This is a genomic window from Nonomuraea guangzhouensis, assembly GCF_019396345.1.
GTDB classification, from domain to species: Bacteria; Actinomycetota; Actinomycetes; order Streptosporangiales; family Streptosporangiaceae; genus Nonomuraea; species Nonomuraea guangzhouensis.
This window is the reverse complement of the sequence record NZ_JAHKRM010000015.1, coordinates 162,619-178,942: the sequence shown is the minus strand read 5'-3', so window position 1 is coordinate 178,942 and position 16,324 is coordinate 162,619. Positions and strand designations below refer to the sequence as shown.

Below are 16,324 nucleotides of genomic sequence, written 5' to 3'. Positions count from 1 at the left end.
GCTCAGTTGTCCAGCGCCGCGGAGACGACACGCGCGGCCTCGATCGCCGTCTTCCTGTCGGCCGGAGTGTTCGGCTTGACGTCCTCGCGGTGCAGGATGACCTCGCCCACGAGGTTACTCGTGCGGAAGAGCAGGGTGCTGTCCGATCGGCCGGATTCGGTGCTGCTCAGGTAGAACTCGAAGGTGTCCTGGACGAACGCCGCCTCACCCACGCCGGACACGTCGGCCAGGAGACCGGTGGTCTTGCGGAACACCGTGCCCTTCGCCGCGGCGCGGCTGCCGTGCTCGCTGTCGAACCGCAGCCGGGCCACGGCGGGACCGCTGTAGTCGGCGTCGGGCTGCTCGGCCCTGGTCCGCACGATGATCGAGCGGGTGATCTGGGAGCCGTCGCGCACCTGCCACACGCACTCGCCCGGCCTGGTGCGCAGCCGCTGCACCGTGTCCTTCAGCAACTGCCCGGCCCGCGCGTCACCGATCAGCCCGCACGGGTCCGGGGCGGAGGCGAACCTGCCCGTCTCCTTCGGCCCGTTCAGAACGGCCAGGCCGTACCAGCCGCCCACGCCCACCACGGCGACGGCGGCCAGCGCCGCCGGAACGAGCCACCATCGGCGCCGGCGAGCCCGGGGCGAGCCGCTCAACCGTTCGCCGATCTGCTCGGCTGTCGGCCGGGCCGCGGGGTCCTTGGCCAGCATGGCCATCAGCAGCCCGCCGAGCTCGCGCCCCGCCCTGGCCGGGAACGGCGGTTCGTGCAGCAGCACCGCGGCGGCCACGGCGGCGGGCAGGGCGCGCTCGAACGGCGGCCGGCCCTCCACCGCGGTGTAGAGGCTCGCGCCGAGCGACCACAGGTCGGAGGCGGGGCCGGCGGCATGCTCGTTCAGCCGTTCGGGCGCCATGTAACCGGGTGAGCCCGCGGTGCCCTGCCGGTCTCCCCGCCCGCCCATCGGGGTGGCGATGCCGAAGTCGGTGAGCATGGCCGAGCCGTCGGCGTCGAGCATGATGTTGGCCGGTTTGACGTCCTGGTGCAGAATGCCGTGCGCGTGCGCCACCCGCAGCGCCGACAGCACCTGGAGCCCGATGCGGGCCACGGCCTCCGGCGGCAGCGGGCCCCGTTCCTTGATGACCTTGTCGAGTGAGCGCCCGGCGACCAGGTCCATGACGATCCACGGCTGATCGCCGTCGAGCACCACGTCGTGGACGAGCACGATGGCGGGGTCGCGCAGCCGTCCCGCCGACCTGGCCTCGTGAATGGCCCGGTCGGCGAACTCGGCCCGCTGGCGCGGCGTCAGCTCGGCCGGCAGCCGCATCTGCTTGACCGCGACCTGCCGGTCGAGCGTCTGGTCGATCGCCCGCCACACGGTGCCCGCGCCGCCTTCGCCGAGCCGCTCGACCAGGCGGTAACGGCCGGCCAGCAGGTAGAAGTCAGCCTGCACTGCGCAACGCCTGCTCGCTGGCCCGCGCGGCCTTCAGCGCGGACTGCTTGATGTCCTCATCGGTGGGCTTGGTGGCGAGTGTGGTGTATTCGACGCTCACCACCAGGTTCGCCAGGCGATAGTAAATATGAGCGGAGTGCACCCGGCCCGAGGGCCCGGTCAGCTCGAAGGTGAACGCCTCCTCGCCGACGCCGGTGAGCGTGCGGACCGGGGTGCGCTTGGCCTTGAGCGAGCCTTTCGCCCCGATCTCCGGCCAGGTCCAGTCGACCTCGTTGTACTTGGCCCAGTAGCGCTGCTGGTTGCCCAGCAGCGTGTGAGCCGTCACCGGGGTCATCGACCAGGGGTCGGCGGTGTCGGAGTCCTTCTGGAGCTGCAGTCCGACGCCGGTGCCCTGGACCGGCCAGCCGCACTTGGGGCCGACGTCGTCGGAGCCGGGCTGCGGCTTGGGCGGCTGCTGGGTGTGCAGCAGCTCGCCGATCTCCGCCTGGGCGATCAGCGAGCACACGTTCATGGGGACGGTGAAGGCCTCCGGCACCTCATCATGATTTTTCAGGACATTCAGCACCACGTACGTACCGCCCGCACCGACCGCGAGCACCGCGGCCGCCGCGGCGGCGATCCAGACGATCGCCCTGCCGCGGCGCTTCACCCGGGCGGGCGCGGTGATGTCGTGATGCGCCGCGAGCCGGGCCGTCCGGCCCGCCGCGACCTCCTCCAGCGCGTGGATCCCGGCCCGCGCGTCAGGACGGGCCGCGGGGTGGCGCGCCATCATGGCGGCGAGCAGCGGCCCGATCGGGCCCCGCGCGAGCGGAGGCGGCTGCGTCAGCGTGGCCTTGATCCGCTCGGCCGGCGAGCCGTCGTAGGCCGCCCTGCCCTCGGCGGCCGTGAACAGCGTCGCCCCCAGCGACCAGATGTCGCTGGCCGAACCGCCCAGCTCGCCCTCCAGCCGCTCGGGCGCGATGAACCCCGGCGAGCCGATCATCAGCCCCTGCTCCGTCAGCGTCGCCTGCCCCTCCTGCCGGGCGATGCCGAAGTCGGTGAGCACCACCCGGCCGCTGTCGGTGAGGAACACGTTGCCCGGCTTGACGTCGCGATGCTGCAACCCCTGCGCGTGCGCGGCGGCCAGGGCGTCCAGGACGGCCGCGCCGATCCTGGCGGCCTGCTCCGGCGGCATCGCCCCGCGCTCCCGGACCGCGTCGGCGAGCGTACGGCCCCGCAGCAGCTCCATGACCAGCCACGGCCGGTCGTGCTCGACGATGACGTCGTGGAGCGCGACGATGCCCGGATGCCGCAGCCGGGCGGTGGCCTGGGCCTCGCGGACCGCCCTGGTGACGAGGTCGCCGCGCTCCTTGGCGGGCAGTCCGTCGGGCAGCGTGAGCTCCTTGACCGCCACCTCGCGGTCAAGCATCTCGTCCCTGGCCAGCCACACCCTGCCCATGCCGCCGCTGCCGAGCGGCCGCAGCAGTGAATAGCGGCTGGCGAGTCTTCCCCCGGACATAAACGGAAGGGTAACGAAGGTTCAAGAGGAACAGTTATTCACCCGCGACGGCTAACTGTCGGTCTTCCTCTCTATGGTCTTGGTTCGTGGATCCGGTTCAAGGCACTCTCGACGAGCTCGGCACGCCGCTGAGCGACGTCACGTTCGTCGTGTTCGACCTCGAGACGACCGGGGGCTCCCCCGCCGATCACATGATCACCGAGATCGGCGCGGTCAAGGTGCGGGCGGGCGAGGTGCTCGGCGAGTTCTCCACGCTGGTCGATCCCGGCGGGCCGATCCCGCCGTTCATCTCCGTGCTGACCGGCATCACCGACGCCATGGTGGTGGCCGCGCCGCGCATCGAGTCGGTGCTGCCGGCCTTCCTCGAGTTCATCCGCGGCACGACCCTGGTCGCCCACAACGCGAGCTTCGACACCCGTTTCGTCAAGGCGGCCTGCGCCGCCCACGGCTATCCCCCGCCGGCCAACCCGGTCGTCGACACCGTCGACCTGGCCCGCCGCGTGCTGACCCGTGACGAGACGCCCAACGCCAAGCTCGCCACGCTGGCCAGGTTCTTCCGCAGCCCGACCGATCCCTGCCACCGCGCCCTGCAGGACGCCCGGGCCACCGTCCACGTGCTCCACGGCCTGATCGAGCGGGCCGGCTCCTTCCAGGTCCACACGCTCGAAGAGCTCAAGTCCTTCGTCCGCGCACCCACCCCCGAGCAGCAGGCCAAGCGCCACCTGGCCGAGTCGGTGCCGCACTCCCCCGGCGTCTACCTCTTCGAGGACGAACGCGGCGAGGTCCTCTACATCGGCAAGAGCACCAATCTGCGCAACCGCGTCCGCTCCTACTTCACCGCCAGCGAGACCCGCCCGCGCATCCGCGAGATGATCGGCATCGCCGAACGCGTCCGCCACATCGTCTGCACCACCGCCCTCGAAGCCGAGGTACGCGAGCTACGCCTGATCGGCGGCGCCAAACCCCGCTACAACCGCCGGTCCCGCTTCCCGGAGAAGGTGGTCTGGCTCAAGCTGACCGACGAGCCGTTCCCCCGCCTGTCGATCGTGCGCGACCTCAAGGACGACGGCGCCGCCTACCTCGGCCCGTTCTCCAGCAGCCGCTCGGCCGACGACGCCCGCATCGCCCTGCACGAGGCGGTGCCACTGCGCCAGTGCACCCAGCCGATCAGCCTGCGCACCCACCGCGCGGCCTGCGTCCTGCATGAGATGGGCCGCTGCGGGGCGCCGTGCGAGGGCAGGGAGAGCCCGACCGACTACGCGCTGCACGCCCAGGCCGCCCGCCGGGCCATGACCCTCGACGCCTCGGCCGTCTTCTCCGCGGTCTCGGCCCGCATGGAACGCCTCTCGGTCGAGCAGCGCTACGAGGAGGCGTCCGTCGACCGCGACCGTCTCGCGGCCTTCGTCCGCGCCGCGGCCCGCATGCAGCGCCTGACGGCCATCACCCGCATCCCGCAGTTGGTGGCCGCGAGCCCGGCCTTCGACGGCGGCTGGGACATCCACGTCGTCCGCTACGGCCGGCTCAGCGCGGCCGGCGTCATGCCGCGCGGCGCCCATCCCGTCCCCTTCGTGGAGTCCCTCGTGGCCACGGCCGAGAGCGTCATCCCCGGCCCCGGGCCCGTCCACGCGGCCAGCGCCGAGGAGACCGAGTGCATCCTGCGCTGGCTGGAGTCACCGGGCGTCCGCCTGGTGGAGGTCGACGGCGAGTGGAGCCTGCCCGCCCACGGCGCCGCCCGCCACAAAGCCCGCATCGACCTCGCCTACCGCGGCCTCGACCAGGGCCGCTAGAGTTGGGGCCATGGTCACGGCTATCGTCCACATCAATGCCGAGGTAGACCGCATCCCGGAGGTCGCCCAGACGATCGCCGAGATCGACGGGGTCAGCGAGGTCTACTCCATCACCGGCGAATACGACCTGCTGGCGATGGTGCGGGTGGCCGCCTACGAGCAGATCGCCGAGGTGATCCCGGGGCGCCTCAACAAGGTGGCCGGCGTGCTCCACACCGAAACCCACATCGCTTTCCGCACCTATTCCAAGCATGACCTTGATGCGGCGTTCTCCATCGGCTTCGGGGAAAGCGACTAAACCCCTTTTTGCTGTTTTACGGCCAGCACGGTGGGCCCCAATGCGAGTGCGGGGCTGGGCTCTGTCCAGGGGTACGGGCCTGAGGTGTTCGGGGCTGGGCGCCGTGACGAGACGGTGAGACCGTGGCTTCCGTCGGCTTCTCGCCGTATGTCAGCCCTCACGTGGCCGCACTTCGCCGAGCGATCCATGTCGGCCGTACATCCGCGCGATGATCCGCGGAACCTGCCGACCGGCCCAATCCCGTCGGTCTCCACAGGGTTCGGGTGCTCGCGGTCGACGCGCTAGGGCCGGGAGCCCTTGTGAGAGTCCCGGCCGTGACTCGTCTGCCGTGTGAGTCAGGTCCCGCCGCGGCGGGCATCGTCAACTCAGGCGGTCAAGCGCCCGTTCCCAGGCCTTCACCGTGAACTTGGCGGCTTTGCCGTCCACATGGCCGAAGACATCGGTGTAGGTCTCCAGAACCAGTGCCCCGGACCTGACCACGATGAGGTTCCCCTCGCCAGGCTTGGCGTTCCCCCACACACCCGTCGGCACCACGGTCTTGAACCCGCTCACCGTCGCCCCGGGAATGTCCGGCAGCGCGTCTCCCGAGAGCTTCTTCACCCGGACCGTGATGCGCTTCCCCTTGTGCGTCGCGCGAATTTTGCCGCACCCTCGCGGGAGCTTCCCCCGTACCACCGAGTCCGGTAAGTCGGCGGGCACGGAGACGAGCGTCTCGCCCAGGGTCTGCTCGCCCCACAGCTCGATCGCGGCCGCCGGAGCATCGGGGATCCGCGCCACCGTCTTCGGGTCGAACAGCAGACCGGCCGTGGCCGAGGACCTGCATCGACTGGGCATGAAGCTGAGGGCCCAGCTCTCCTGCTTGGTCCGGCCGGCGAGGAAGCGTGACGCCGTACCGGCCGCCACATGGTGCACCTTGTAGCCGGAGAAGCCGTCCTTCTTCGTGAGCAGGGCCTTCCGCAGCTCTCCCACGGTGTGTTCCGGCTCCGGAGCCGACCGGGCCGTGGCGTGGGCTGGGGCGGGGACGGACAACACCAATGCCGCCGCGGTCATGAGTATCGGGATGCGTTTCATGCCGATCACCGTGCCTGATGGCCCGTATAGCCAGCCGTATATACGCGCATATACGGCTTTTACCAGGGATCTTGCGGCCGAGCCCTCCATCCGCTATCCCGATGTCTACAACGAACAGGGGGCACACGGGGCATGAGAATCCGCGTTTTAGGGGCCATCGAGATCCAGCACGGGGACGGGCCCACCCGGCTCACCGCGCCGAAGGAATGCGCGCTTCTGGCCGCGTTGCTGACCACGCCCAACGAACCGGTGCCGACCGTCCGGCTCATCGACGCCTTGTGGACCGGCGACCCACCGCCTTCCGCAGGTCAGAACCTCAGGCTGTACGTGGCCAGACTCCGCCGAAGGCTCGGTGACGCGGACCGGATCGCCCACCTGGAGCGCGGGTACGCCCTCATGGCTCAACCGGAGGAGGTCGACGCGCTCCGGTTCGAGGAGTCGCTGGACCGGGCCCGCGCGTCCGGCCGCGCCGATGGCACCACGCCGGACCCCGCTCACGTCGCCGCGATGTACCGAGAGGCGCTCGCGCTGTGGCGGGGCAGCGCGTTCGAAGGCGCCGACCTGGGCAGCGGTCCCGCGCAGGACTACGCGGTGCGCCTGGACGAGCTGCGCGCCGCGGCGATCGAGGAATGGATCGACGTCGAACTGGATCTCGGCCATCACCGATCCCTCGTCGGCGAACTACGTGGACTCACCTCTGCCCACCCCCTGCGCGAACGGTTGCACGCGCGACTCATGCTCGCCCTCTACCGTTCGGGACGGCAGGCCGAGGCACTGGACGCCTACCGAGCCGCGCGGAAGGTCGTCGTGGCGGAGCTCGGCCTGGAGCCCGGCCCCGAGCTGCGTGCTCTGGAGGCAGCCATCCTGGCCGCCGATCCATCGCTCGACCCCGTCGAACCTGCTCCGGTAAAACCCTCCGCAGCGGTACGACCCGCCCGTACCTCACGGATCTGGAGGGTCGCGGCCGGGCTCATCCTGGTTGTCGCGGCCGCTGTCTACGTCACTCGTTCGACCCCGGAACGGCCCTCGTCACAGCCCACGGCAACGATGCCTCAGGCCACTCCAGCGCTGCGCGGGGCCAAGGGCGACGGTGTCCTCACCGTGGGCACGCTGCTGCCACGCACCGGACTGCTCTCCTTCATCGGCCCGTCCATCAGCAGCGGTGCGAAACTGGCCGTCGAGGACGTGAACGCGGCGGGCGGCATCCTCGGCAAGCCGGTCCGGCTCCTTGAGACGGACTCCGGCGATGTGGAGCCCGACATCGGCGTGACGGGGGCGGAGGAGCTCATCGACAAGAAGGCAGACCTCATCGTCGGCCCGGCATCCAACACGCTCTCGCTTGACATCATGGACAAGGTCGCCGACGCCGGCGCCGCGATGATCTCTCCGGCCGCGACCTCGGACCGTCTCACCATGGCGAACGACCAGGGCATGTTCTTCCGAACCGCGGCCGCCGACACCCTGGAGGGCACGCTCCTGGGCCAGCTCGCCGCCGAGGACGGTAACCGCAGCGCGATGATCATCACGCTGGAAGACAGCTATGACAGCTATGTGCAGGAGGTGGCCGACAGCGCCGAGCAAGCGCTGGCCACCCGGGGCGTGGCACTGCTCGACCGTCTGGAGTACCCGCCCGCAACCGAGAGATTCGCCGGGTACGCCTCTCAGATCAGCAAGGATCGCCCGGAGGCTCTCATAATGATCGGATTCGACGAAACCATCTCTCTGGTCCGGGCGCTCCACAAGCGTGGCCTCACCGCCCAAAACCAGCACTGGTACCTGGTGGACGCCAACCTGCTCGACTATTCGGACGAGGTTCCCGCGAAGGTGATGGCGGGTGCGAAGGGCCTGCTCGCCGGCGCAGATGCCACCGGCGAGTTCGCGGCCCGCATGGAGGCCGCCGATCCGAAGCACCACGACACCAGTTACGGGGTGGAGTCGTACGACGCGGTCGTCTTGGGAGCGCTGGCCGCCGAAAGTGCCCAGAGCGACCGCGGCCAGTCGATCGCGGCGCACCTGGCGGACGTGAGTTCCGGCGGGCGACGTTGCGTGTCCTACCGGGACTGCGCCGCGCTGGTGCGGGCGGGCGTCGACATCGACTATGACGGACTCAGCGGGCGCATCGAGTTCGACAGCAATGGCGACGTGCGTGAAGGCAAATTCGGCATTTACCAGTATGACGAGTCCAACATGTACCAGCGGGTCGCCACTCACCTGGTCAAGGACTCTTGACATCCCTTTTCTGGGATGGGATTCGCGGACGGGGAGAGACGCTGACCGCCGGCACCGCTTCCTACGACGACAGCAAACTGTGGGTCACCACCCTCGCGGCCCGGTGGGCGGGAACCTCGAGCCGTGCGGTCGACCCCGGCTGGGTCCCCACACGCATGGGCGGTGCCGGCGCACCGGATGACCTGACCGCCGGGCACCAGACACGACCCGCGGCGGACGGCAAGAGCAAAGGCAAGAAGATCTACTCCTTGCATTTCCAACGTATAGCGCACAGGGGGGCTTGCGGCAAGACCCGGGTCGTGCTGCAGAATCGGCGGCCGGACTCAGCACCGACGAGGAGACGGGGGCACGACGTGGGTGTGTTGTCGACGTACGGGAGAGGCCACGACCTCGAACCGCTGATGAGATCGGCGGTGCGGTGGCGGGCGCTCCCGATCGAATCACCGACGGCTGCCTCGGGGGTGTCGCGATGATCGAGCCGTACGTGATGGATCTTCAAGAGGTTGACGAGACGCAGGTCGCGGTCGTTGGCGGCAAGGCCGCGCACCTGGGTGTGCTGTCGCGGATCGAAGGCATCCGCGTGCCGGCCGGGTTCTGCGTGACGACGGCCGCCTTCCGGCGGACCGTGGCGGAAGCGCCGTCGATCGACGGTCGGCTCGATCAGCTGTCGCGCCTGAACCCGGACGACCGGGACGCGATCCGCACGCTCAGCGCGGAGATCCGCCGGACCATCGAAGGGATCGCCGTTCCGGGCGATCTGGCGGCGGCGATCACCCGCCCGCTCGCCCGGCTCGGCGAGCAGGCCGCCTACGCCGTACGATCCAGCGCGACGGCGGAGGACCTGCCGACGGCATCCTTCGCCGGCCAGCAGGACACGTACCTGAACGTCGTGGGGCCGGCGGCGATCCTCCAGCAGGTCAGCCGGTGCTGGGCGTCGCTGTTCACCGAGCGGGCCGTGACCTACCGCCTGCGGAACGGCATCGACCACCGTACGGTCCACATGGCCGTGGTCGTGCAGCGGATGGTCTTCCCGGACGCGGCCGGCATCCTGTTCACGGCCGACCCCGTCACGGGCAACCGGAAGGTCGCCACCGTGGACGCCGGCTTCGGCCTCGGCGAGGCCCTGGTTTCCGGCCTGGTGAACCCGGACGTCTTCAAGGTGCGCGACGGCGAGGTCATCGCCAAGGCGGTCGCCGCCAAACAGCGTGCCGTTCACGCCCTGCCGACCGGCGGGACGCAGGAAGTGGCGATCGACCCGCGGCGGCAGGAGCAGCCGGCGCTGACGGATGCGCAGGTCGTGCGGCTCGTCCAGCTCGGGCGGCGGATCGAAGCGCACTTCGGCCGCCCGCAGGACATCGAATGGTGCCTGGCCGACGATGACTTCCAGATCGTGCAGAGCCGGCCGATCACCACGCTGTTCCCCATCCCCGCGACCAGCGACCGGGAGAACCACGTCTACCTCTCCGTCGGCCATCAGCAGATGATGACCGACGCCATGAAGCCACTGGGGCTGTCCATGTGGCAGCTGACGGCCATGACGCCGATGCACGAGGCCGGCGGGAGGCTGTTCGTCGACGCCACCCGGCGCCTGGCCTCGCCCGCGTGGCGCGCCGACTTCCTGAAGATGGCGGGGAGGACCGATCCACTGACCAAGGACGCGCTGGAGACCGTCCTCGACCGCCACGACTTCGTCCCGACGCTCCCGGACGCTGGTCCCGGCGGGCCGCCGGCCGGCGGCCCGCCCGCCCCGATCGAGACCGATCCCGCCATCGTCACCGAGCTGATCGAGCGCAGCCAGGCCTCCATCGCCGCCCTGCGCCGCGACATCCGGACGAAGACCGGACCGGCGCTGTTCGACTTCCTGCTGGAGGCCTTCCAGGAGCACAAGCGATCCCTCAGTGATCCCTTGAGCATGCAGGCGATCATGGCGGGCATGGAGGCCACCTGGTGGCTCAACGACCGGCTCCAGGAATGGCTGGGCGAGAAGAACGCGGCCGACACCCTCACGCTGTCCGCCCCCGACAACGTCACGTCGGAGATGGGACTGGCGCTGCTCGACGTCGCCGACGTGATCCGCCCGCATCCGCAGGTGGTGGCGTTCCTGCGGGACGTCGAGGACGACGGCTTCCTGGACGAGTTGCCGAAGCTCGCGGGCGGGACCGAAGCGCGCCACGCCATCGAGGCCTACCTCGACCAGTACGGCATGCGCTGCGTCGGCGAGATCGACATCACAAGGCCGCGCTGGCGCGAACGCCCCACCACGCTCGTGCCCGTGATCCTCGACCACGTCAGGAACTTCGAGCCGGGCGCCGCCAAGCGGCGCTTCGAGCAAGGACGGCAGGCGGCACAGGAGAAGGCGCAGGAGGTGCTCGAACGCCTGCGTGCCCTGCCGGACGGAGAGCACAAGGCCGACGAGACCAAGCGGATGATCGACCGGGTCCGGACCTTCATCGGTTACCGGGAGTACCCGAAGTACGGCATCATCAGCCGCTACTTCGTCTACAAGCAGGCCTTACTGGAAGAGGCCGAGCGCCTCGTGCGGGCCGACGTGGTCCCCGAGCAGGAGGACGTCTTCTACCTCACGTTCCAGGAGTTCCACGACGTCGTGCGCACCAACCAGGTGGATGACCAGCTCATCCAGCAGCGCAAGGAGGCGTTCCGGTCGTATCAGGCGCTCACGCCGCCCCGGGTGCTCACATCTGACGGCGAGGCCCTCTCCGGGGCGTACCGACGCGACGACGTGCCGGCCGGCGCCCTGATCGGCCTACCGGTCTCCGCCGGGACCATCGAAGGGCGCGCCCGCGTCATCCTGGACATGGCCCAGGCTGAGCTCGAACCGGGTGACATCCTCGTCACGGCCCACACGGACCCGAGCTGGACGCCCCTCTTCGTCGCCATCTCAGGCCTGGTGACGGAGGTCGGAGGATTGATGACGCACGGCGCGGTGATCGCACGGGAGTACGGCCTGCCGGCTGTCGTCAGTGTGGTGGATGCCACCCGGCTGATTCCCGACGGGCAGCGGATCCGCGTGCACGGAAGCGACGGCTACGTCGAGATCCTGCCTTGACCGACCACCCACGTGGGTAGTCAGACGGCTCGGCCCAGGAAGGCGAGGAGTTGTCGGTGCGGGGGCGCGTCTTCGGTGGTCTGGGTCTCGGGGTCGAACACGCCGGGGATCCGGTACGCGTCGATGCCCATGGAACGCATCGTCACCAGTAGGTCTCCGCACAGCCCCTCGTCGACCAGGGACTCCTGGCCGGTGGCGAGTGCCAGGTCGGTGCCGTGTACGAGGACCTCCGTCAGGTGGACCACGGCGGCCAGTGGCCCGGGGAGGGCGCCGAGGGAGATGTGCACGGTCTGCTCCAGCGCATCCGGTCGGCGCCACGCGGCGCGGTCGGCCGCCGCGGCCTTCTCGTACGCGCCCACGGGGTCCGCGCCCAGCCAGTCCGCCTCGTGGTCGGCACCCGGGTCGGTCCCGTCGAGCTCGGCGGCGAAGATCCGCATGCCGCCCACCACGTGGTTGAGCAGCGTACGGACGTCCCAGCCCGAGCACGGCGTGGGCCGGTCCCACTGATCGGCGGCGATGCCGGTGACGATGCCGGCCGTCATGTCGACGGCCCGTTCGATCTGGTCGACTACCTGGCTCATGGCTGATCCCCTCATAAGTTAACGAGCGTAAGGTTACATCCATGAGCTAACGGACGTAAAGTCATGGCATGAGCAGTGAGACGCACCGCACACGGAACAGGCGCGGCGAGGGTTCCCGGCTCCGCGGCGAGATCATCGCGGCGGCGACCGCGCTCCTGGAACAGGCGGGCAGCGAGGACGCGATCACGCTCCGGGGGGTGGCTCGCCAGGCAGGAGTGTCCGCCCCGTCGATCTACGCCCACTTCGCCGACCGCGAGGAGATCATCGGCGCGGTGGTGGCGCGGGCGTTCGCCGAGCTCGATGAGGCGCTCGTCACGACCGTCGAAGGCGAGACCGATCCCGCGCGGCGGTTGTGGAAGCTGTGCGAGGCCTATCTGGACTTCGCCGAGGGCAAGCCGCACCGCTATCGGGTGGCGTTCGGCAGGCACGGCACCGCCGACCCGACCACCACCGGCTCGGCCACGCGGCTGGAGGATCTGTCGGGCGGCCGGGCATTCACCCGCCTGATAGAGGCCGTCGCCGACTACGGGAAGACCGACCGCGCGAACGACGGCACCGCGGGGAGCCAGTCGCCGCAGGTCGCGGCCACCGCCCTGTGGGTGGCCCTGCATGGATACGCGTCGTTGACCGCGAGCGTCCCGCTGTTCCCCTGGCCCGATCGTCGCGAGATGCTCAGCACGCTACTCGCCTCCATAACCCCGGCCCCATAACGGCAGAAGAGAGTACGCGCAAAGGAGCGGGCCCGGACGGAAAGATCCGTCCGGGCCCGGAGATGAAGAGGAAGAACTATCGCGTCAGCGTATGGTCATCGCCGGCACCGACAGCCGCGTGCTCGTCTTCATGCTCATGCCCATGCCCGTGACCGTCGTCGAGAGGGATCTTCTCCCCGCCGTACGCCTTGGACATGAGGGCGCGCAGCTTGCCGAGCGGGCCGCGCATCCCCTTCGGCGGGATGCCCGAGCTGTCGGGCGCGACCGGCAGCATCAGCACCGGCTCCTTGCCCCGCACGTGCGCCTCGATGTCATCGTCGGCCGGCGTGTGGAGCTCGATGTACTCGCCGTGCGGCAGCCGCTTGATCACGCCGGACTCGACGCCGTGCGAGACGACGGCCGCGTCGTAGCGCTGCAGGCCGAGACACGTGCGATACGTGATCAGGTACGCCAGCGCGGGCAGGACGAAGATCGCCACCCGTCCCGCGTACGTGGTCATGTTGAGGCTGATCTGGAAGTTCGCCGAGAGCTCGTCGTTGGCGCCGAGCAGCCAGAGCACACCGTAGAACGTGATGGCCGTCATGCCGATCGAGGTGCGGTGCGGGTTGTTGCGCGGGCGGTCGGCGATGTGGTGCTCGCGGTGGTCGCCCGTCACCCAGCGTTCGAGGAACGGATAGAGCGCCAGGCCCGTCATGATGATGCCCATCGGCACCAGCGCCGGGATGATGACGCTGAGCGGCAGCGTGCCCGCATGGGACGTGCCGAACAGGTTGATCTCCCACGGCACCATGATGCGCAGCGCGCCTTCGAGGAAGCCCATGTAGAAGTCGGGCTGCGAACCGGCCGACACGTCGGCGGGCGTATAGGGCCCGAACAGCCAGATCGGGTTGATCTGGGCGAACGTCGCCAGCCCGGCCACCACCGCGAACGTGAACAGGAAGTACGCGCCCGCCTTGGCCATGAAGGCCGGGTAGAAGGGCGCTCCCACCACGTTGTGGTTGTTGCGGTTCTTGCCGGGCATCTGGGTGTGCTTCTGCGTCCACATGAGCACCATGTGGGCGGAGACGAGCGCCAGGATGATGCCCGGGATGAGCAGGATGTGCAGCGAGAAGAACCGGGAGATGACATCCTCACCCGGATATTCGCCGCCGAACAGGAAGAACGTGATGTAGGTGCCGACCAGCGGCAGCGAGATCGCCACGCCCTCGGTGATCCGCAGACCGGCTCCGGACAGCAGGTCGTCAGGCAGCGAGTAGCCGGTCAGCCCCTCAAGGAGCGCCAGCGTCAGCAGCCCGACGCCGATCAGCCAGTTGAGCTCGCGCGGCTTGCGGTAGGCGCCGGTGAAGAACACGCGCAGCGCGTGCACCATCATGCCGGCCACGAACATCAGGGCCGCCCAGTGGTGCATCTGCCGCATGAGCAGTCCACCGCGGACGTCGAAGCTGAGCTCCAGCGACGACGCGTAGGCCTCGGACATCATGACGCCCTTGAGCGGGGCGTACGAGCCGTTGTAGGCGATCTCCCCCATGCTGGGCTTGAACCAGAACGTCAGGAACGTACCGGTCAGCAGCAGGATGACGAAGGAGTAGAGCGCGATCTCACCCAGCAGGAACGACCAGTGGTCGGGAAAGACCTTGCGGAAGTTGCGCTTGAGGAAGTTGGCCGCGCCGAGGCGCTCGTCGAGGAAGTTCGACGGGCCCGCGATGCCCTTCGGAACGTTGGTCAGCTCGCTCATGCCTGGCCTCCCTTGGACCTGGCCTCGGCTTCGGCGTCGCCGCGCTCCCAGTAGCTGGGACCGGGCGGCACGTGGAAGTCCCCCTGGGCGATGAGGAACCCCTCGCCGTCGACCGTGATCGGCAGCTGCGGCAGCGGCCTGGCGGCCGGGCCGAAGATGACCTTGGCGCCGTCGGCGGCGTCGAAGGTCGACTGGTGGCAGGGGCAGAGGATGTGGTGGGTGGTCTGCTCGTAGAGGGCCGCCGGGCAGCCCACGTGCGTGCAGATCTTGGAGTAGGCGACGATGCCGTCGTGCGTCCAGTTCTGGTTGACGCCGGACTTGATCTCTTCGGGGCGGAACTTGATCAGGATCAGCGTGGCCTTGGCCAGGGCGTTCAGGTCGTGCTGGTAGCCCTCGGGCACCACCGACAGGATGCCGCCCGGCGAGTTGAAGTCGGCCGCGCGGATCGGCTGGCCGGTGCCCTCGACGACGAGCCTGAGCGGCTTGCCCTCCTTGGTCTTCTCGCCCCAGACCGTGTGCCGCAGCGTCTTGTTGAAGTCGGCGCCGGGCATCTTGGAGTTGTCCAGGTCGCGCAGCAGCACCACCGGGAGCAGGCCCAGCGGCGCGGCCGCGAGCAGCAGCGTGCGGCGCATCATCTTGCGCTTGACGAAGCCGCTCTCGTTGGCGCCCTGCACGAACGTCTCGGCGACGTACTCGCGGTCGTCCTCGGCGGAGACCATGGGGTGGCGCTCCTGGACCAGCGAGTACTTCGGCATGATCATGCGGACCCAGACCACGATGCCGGTGGCCAGCCCCAGCAGCGCCAGCGTCAGCGTGCTGCCGAGCGCGAGGTTGGAGACGCCTGTGCTCTCCGGGCTGCCTACCTGGAAGTAGACGTAGGAGATGATGAACGCGATGCCGGCGATGAACGTGACCGCGAAGCAGAGCGACGCGATCCTCTCGGCCTTGCGCGCCTTCGCCTCGTCCTGCAGCGTGACGCCCGGGACGTCGACCTCGGCTTCCGCCGTTTCGGGGGTGCCGAGCATCGAGGTGCCCGGCACGGGAGTGCCGATGACGCGCTTGGGAACGCGCTCGTCCGGCTGCTCGATCTCGTGCTCGTTGTCTGTCATGACTTCTGTCGCTTCTTCGCGGTGATCCAGATGGCTGCGAGGGCGAGGGCACTGAGGCCCGCGATCCACGCTACGAGACCTTCGGTGACCGGTCCAATACGTCCGAGGCCGAAACCTCCAGGGTCCTTCTGCGCGCGAACCTCGGTGATGTAGGCGATCATGCTGCGCTTCTCTTCAGGCGTGATCGTCGAGTCGTTGAAGACCGGCATCGCCTGCGGGCCGGTGACCATCGCCTCGTAGATCTGGGTGGGAGACGCCTGGTTCAGGTTGGGGGCGTACTTCCCTCGGGTCAGCGCACCGCCCGCGCCGACCCAGTTGTGGCACTGGATGCAGTTGGCGCGGAAGAGCTCGCCGCCCTTGCCGGCGTCGCCGAGCTTGGCGTCGACCTGCTCCTTGCCAGGCACCTGCGGGCCGCCGCCGAGCGACTGAACGTAGGCGCCGAGCTTGCTGATCGCGTCCGGGTTGACCCAGTCGGCCATCGGCTTGCGCGGCGCCTGGGCGCCGGAGTCGGCCGCGGGCATGCGGCCCGTGCTCACCTGGAAGTCGACGGCCGCGGCACCGACGCCGATGAGCGTGGGGCCCCTGCCGGTGATGCCCTGCGCGTTGAGCCCGTGGCAGCTGGAGCAATGTGCCTCGAACAGGGCCTTACCCTCGGCCACGTCGTCGACCCTGCCGGACGCGAGTGCCGCGTCGGCAGGCTTGCCCACCTGGACAAAGGCGGTGTATGCCATCCCGACCAGCGCCAGGGCGAAAATCAGGACGGCGTATCTCGCGAGGGGATGCCGCCGCCAAGCGGTGATCCTAGTCAC

General features: G+C 69.4%; 12 protein-coding genes. 5 read left to right on the top strand and 7 right to left on the bottom strand.

Translation table 11 applies throughout. The features are described 5' to 3' along the window. Positions 1-2: 2 nt before the first annotated feature. Positions 3-1,430 (bottom strand): serine/threonine-protein kinase, encoded by a 1,428-nt coding sequence (locus tag KME78_RS30150; protein WP_219532776.1) that lies wholly within the window; start codon positions 1,428-1,430, stop codon positions 3-5. After that, positions 1,420-2,928: a serine/threonine-protein kinase gene (locus tag KME78_RS30145; RefSeq protein ID WP_219532775.1), complete on the bottom strand. Its 1,509-nt coding sequence runs from the start codon at positions 2,926-2,928 to the stop codon at positions 1,420-1,422. Before KME78_RS30145 ends, KME78_RS30150 begins: the two co-directional genes overlap by 11 nt. Before the next feature lie 86 nt (positions 2,929-3,014). Between KME78_RS30145 and KME78_RS30140 the strand changes: the two genes are divergently transcribed. Together KME78_RS30140 and KME78_RS30135 are read left to right on the top strand one after the other, a co-directional pair. Further along, positions 3,015-4,715, top strand: a complete 1,701-nt coding sequence (locus KME78_RS30140) for a DEDD exonuclease domain-containing protein (protein WP_219532774.1) — start codon at positions 3,015-3,017, stop codon at positions 4,713-4,715. Positions 4,716-4,725: 10 nt separating this feature from the next. Then, positions 4,726-5,013, top strand: coding sequence for an Lrp/AsnC family transcriptional regulator (locus KME78_RS30135; RefSeq protein ID WP_214637825.1), 288 nt, complete (start codon positions 4,726-4,728; stop codon positions 5,011-5,013). 360 nt (positions 5,014-5,373) lie between these two features. Here the strand turns inward: KME78_RS30135 and KME78_RS30130 are convergent, their stop codons facing one another. Then, positions 5,374-6,084, bottom strand: coding sequence for a hypothetical protein (locus tag KME78_RS30130; protein ID WP_219532773.1), 711 nt, complete (start codon positions 6,082-6,084; stop codon positions 5,374-5,376). A gap of 132 nt (positions 6,085-6,216) precedes the next feature. On the opposite strand from KME78_RS30130, the gene KME78_RS30125 reads away from it, so the two are divergent. Together KME78_RS30125 and rph are read left to right on the top strand one after the other, a co-directional pair. Then, positions 6,217-8,313 (top strand): ABC transporter substrate-binding protein, encoded by a 2,097-nt coding sequence (locus KME78_RS30125; protein WP_219532772.1) that lies wholly within the window; start codon positions 6,217-6,219, stop codon positions 8,311-8,313. Positions 8,314-8,782: 469 nt separating this feature from the next. Continuing rightward, positions 8,783-11,380, top strand: coding sequence for a rifamycin-inactivating phosphotransferase (gene rph / locus KME78_RS30120; protein ID WP_219532771.1), 2,598 nt, complete (start codon positions 8,783-8,785; stop codon positions 11,378-11,380). A gap of 20 nt (positions 11,381-11,400) precedes the next feature. Here rph and KME78_RS30115 read toward each other — a convergent pair whose 3' ends face one another. Further along, entirely contained in the window at positions 11,401-11,961 is a 561-nt protein-coding gene (locus tag KME78_RS30115) for a TIGR03086 family metal-binding protein (RefSeq protein WP_219532770.1), read from the bottom strand. 68 nt (positions 11,962-12,029) lie between these two features. On the opposite strand from KME78_RS30115, the gene KME78_RS30110 reads away from it, so the two are divergent. Continuing rightward, positions 12,030-12,671: a TetR/AcrR family transcriptional regulator gene (locus tag KME78_RS30110; protein WP_219532769.1), complete on the top strand. Its 642-nt coding sequence runs from the start codon at positions 12,030-12,032 to the stop codon at positions 12,669-12,671. A gap of 76 nt (positions 12,672-12,747) precedes the next feature. Here the strand turns inward: KME78_RS30110 and qcrB are convergent, their stop codons facing one another. Genes qcrB through qcrC form a run of 3 tightly spaced genes read right to left on the bottom strand, consistent with a single transcriptional unit; the run spans position 12,748 to position 16,324 of the window. Continuing rightward, entirely contained in the window at positions 12,748-14,406 is a 1,659-nt protein-coding gene (gene qcrB / locus KME78_RS30105) for a cytochrome bc1 complex cytochrome b subunit (protein ID WP_219532768.1), read from the bottom strand. Next, complete coding sequence (gene qcrA, locus KME78_RS30100) at positions 14,403-15,515, bottom strand: cytochrome bc1 complex Rieske iron-sulfur subunit (protein WP_219532767.1); 1,113 nt, start codon at positions 15,513-15,515, stop codon at positions 14,403-14,405. Before qcrA ends, qcrB begins: the two co-directional genes overlap by 4 nt. Continuing rightward, complete coding sequence (qcrC, locus tag KME78_RS30095) at positions 15,512-16,324, bottom strand: cytochrome bc1 complex diheme cytochrome c subunit (protein ID WP_219532766.1); 813 nt, start codon at positions 16,322-16,324, stop codon at positions 15,512-15,514. The genes qcrA and qcrC overlap by 4 nt, the downstream gene beginning before the upstream one ends.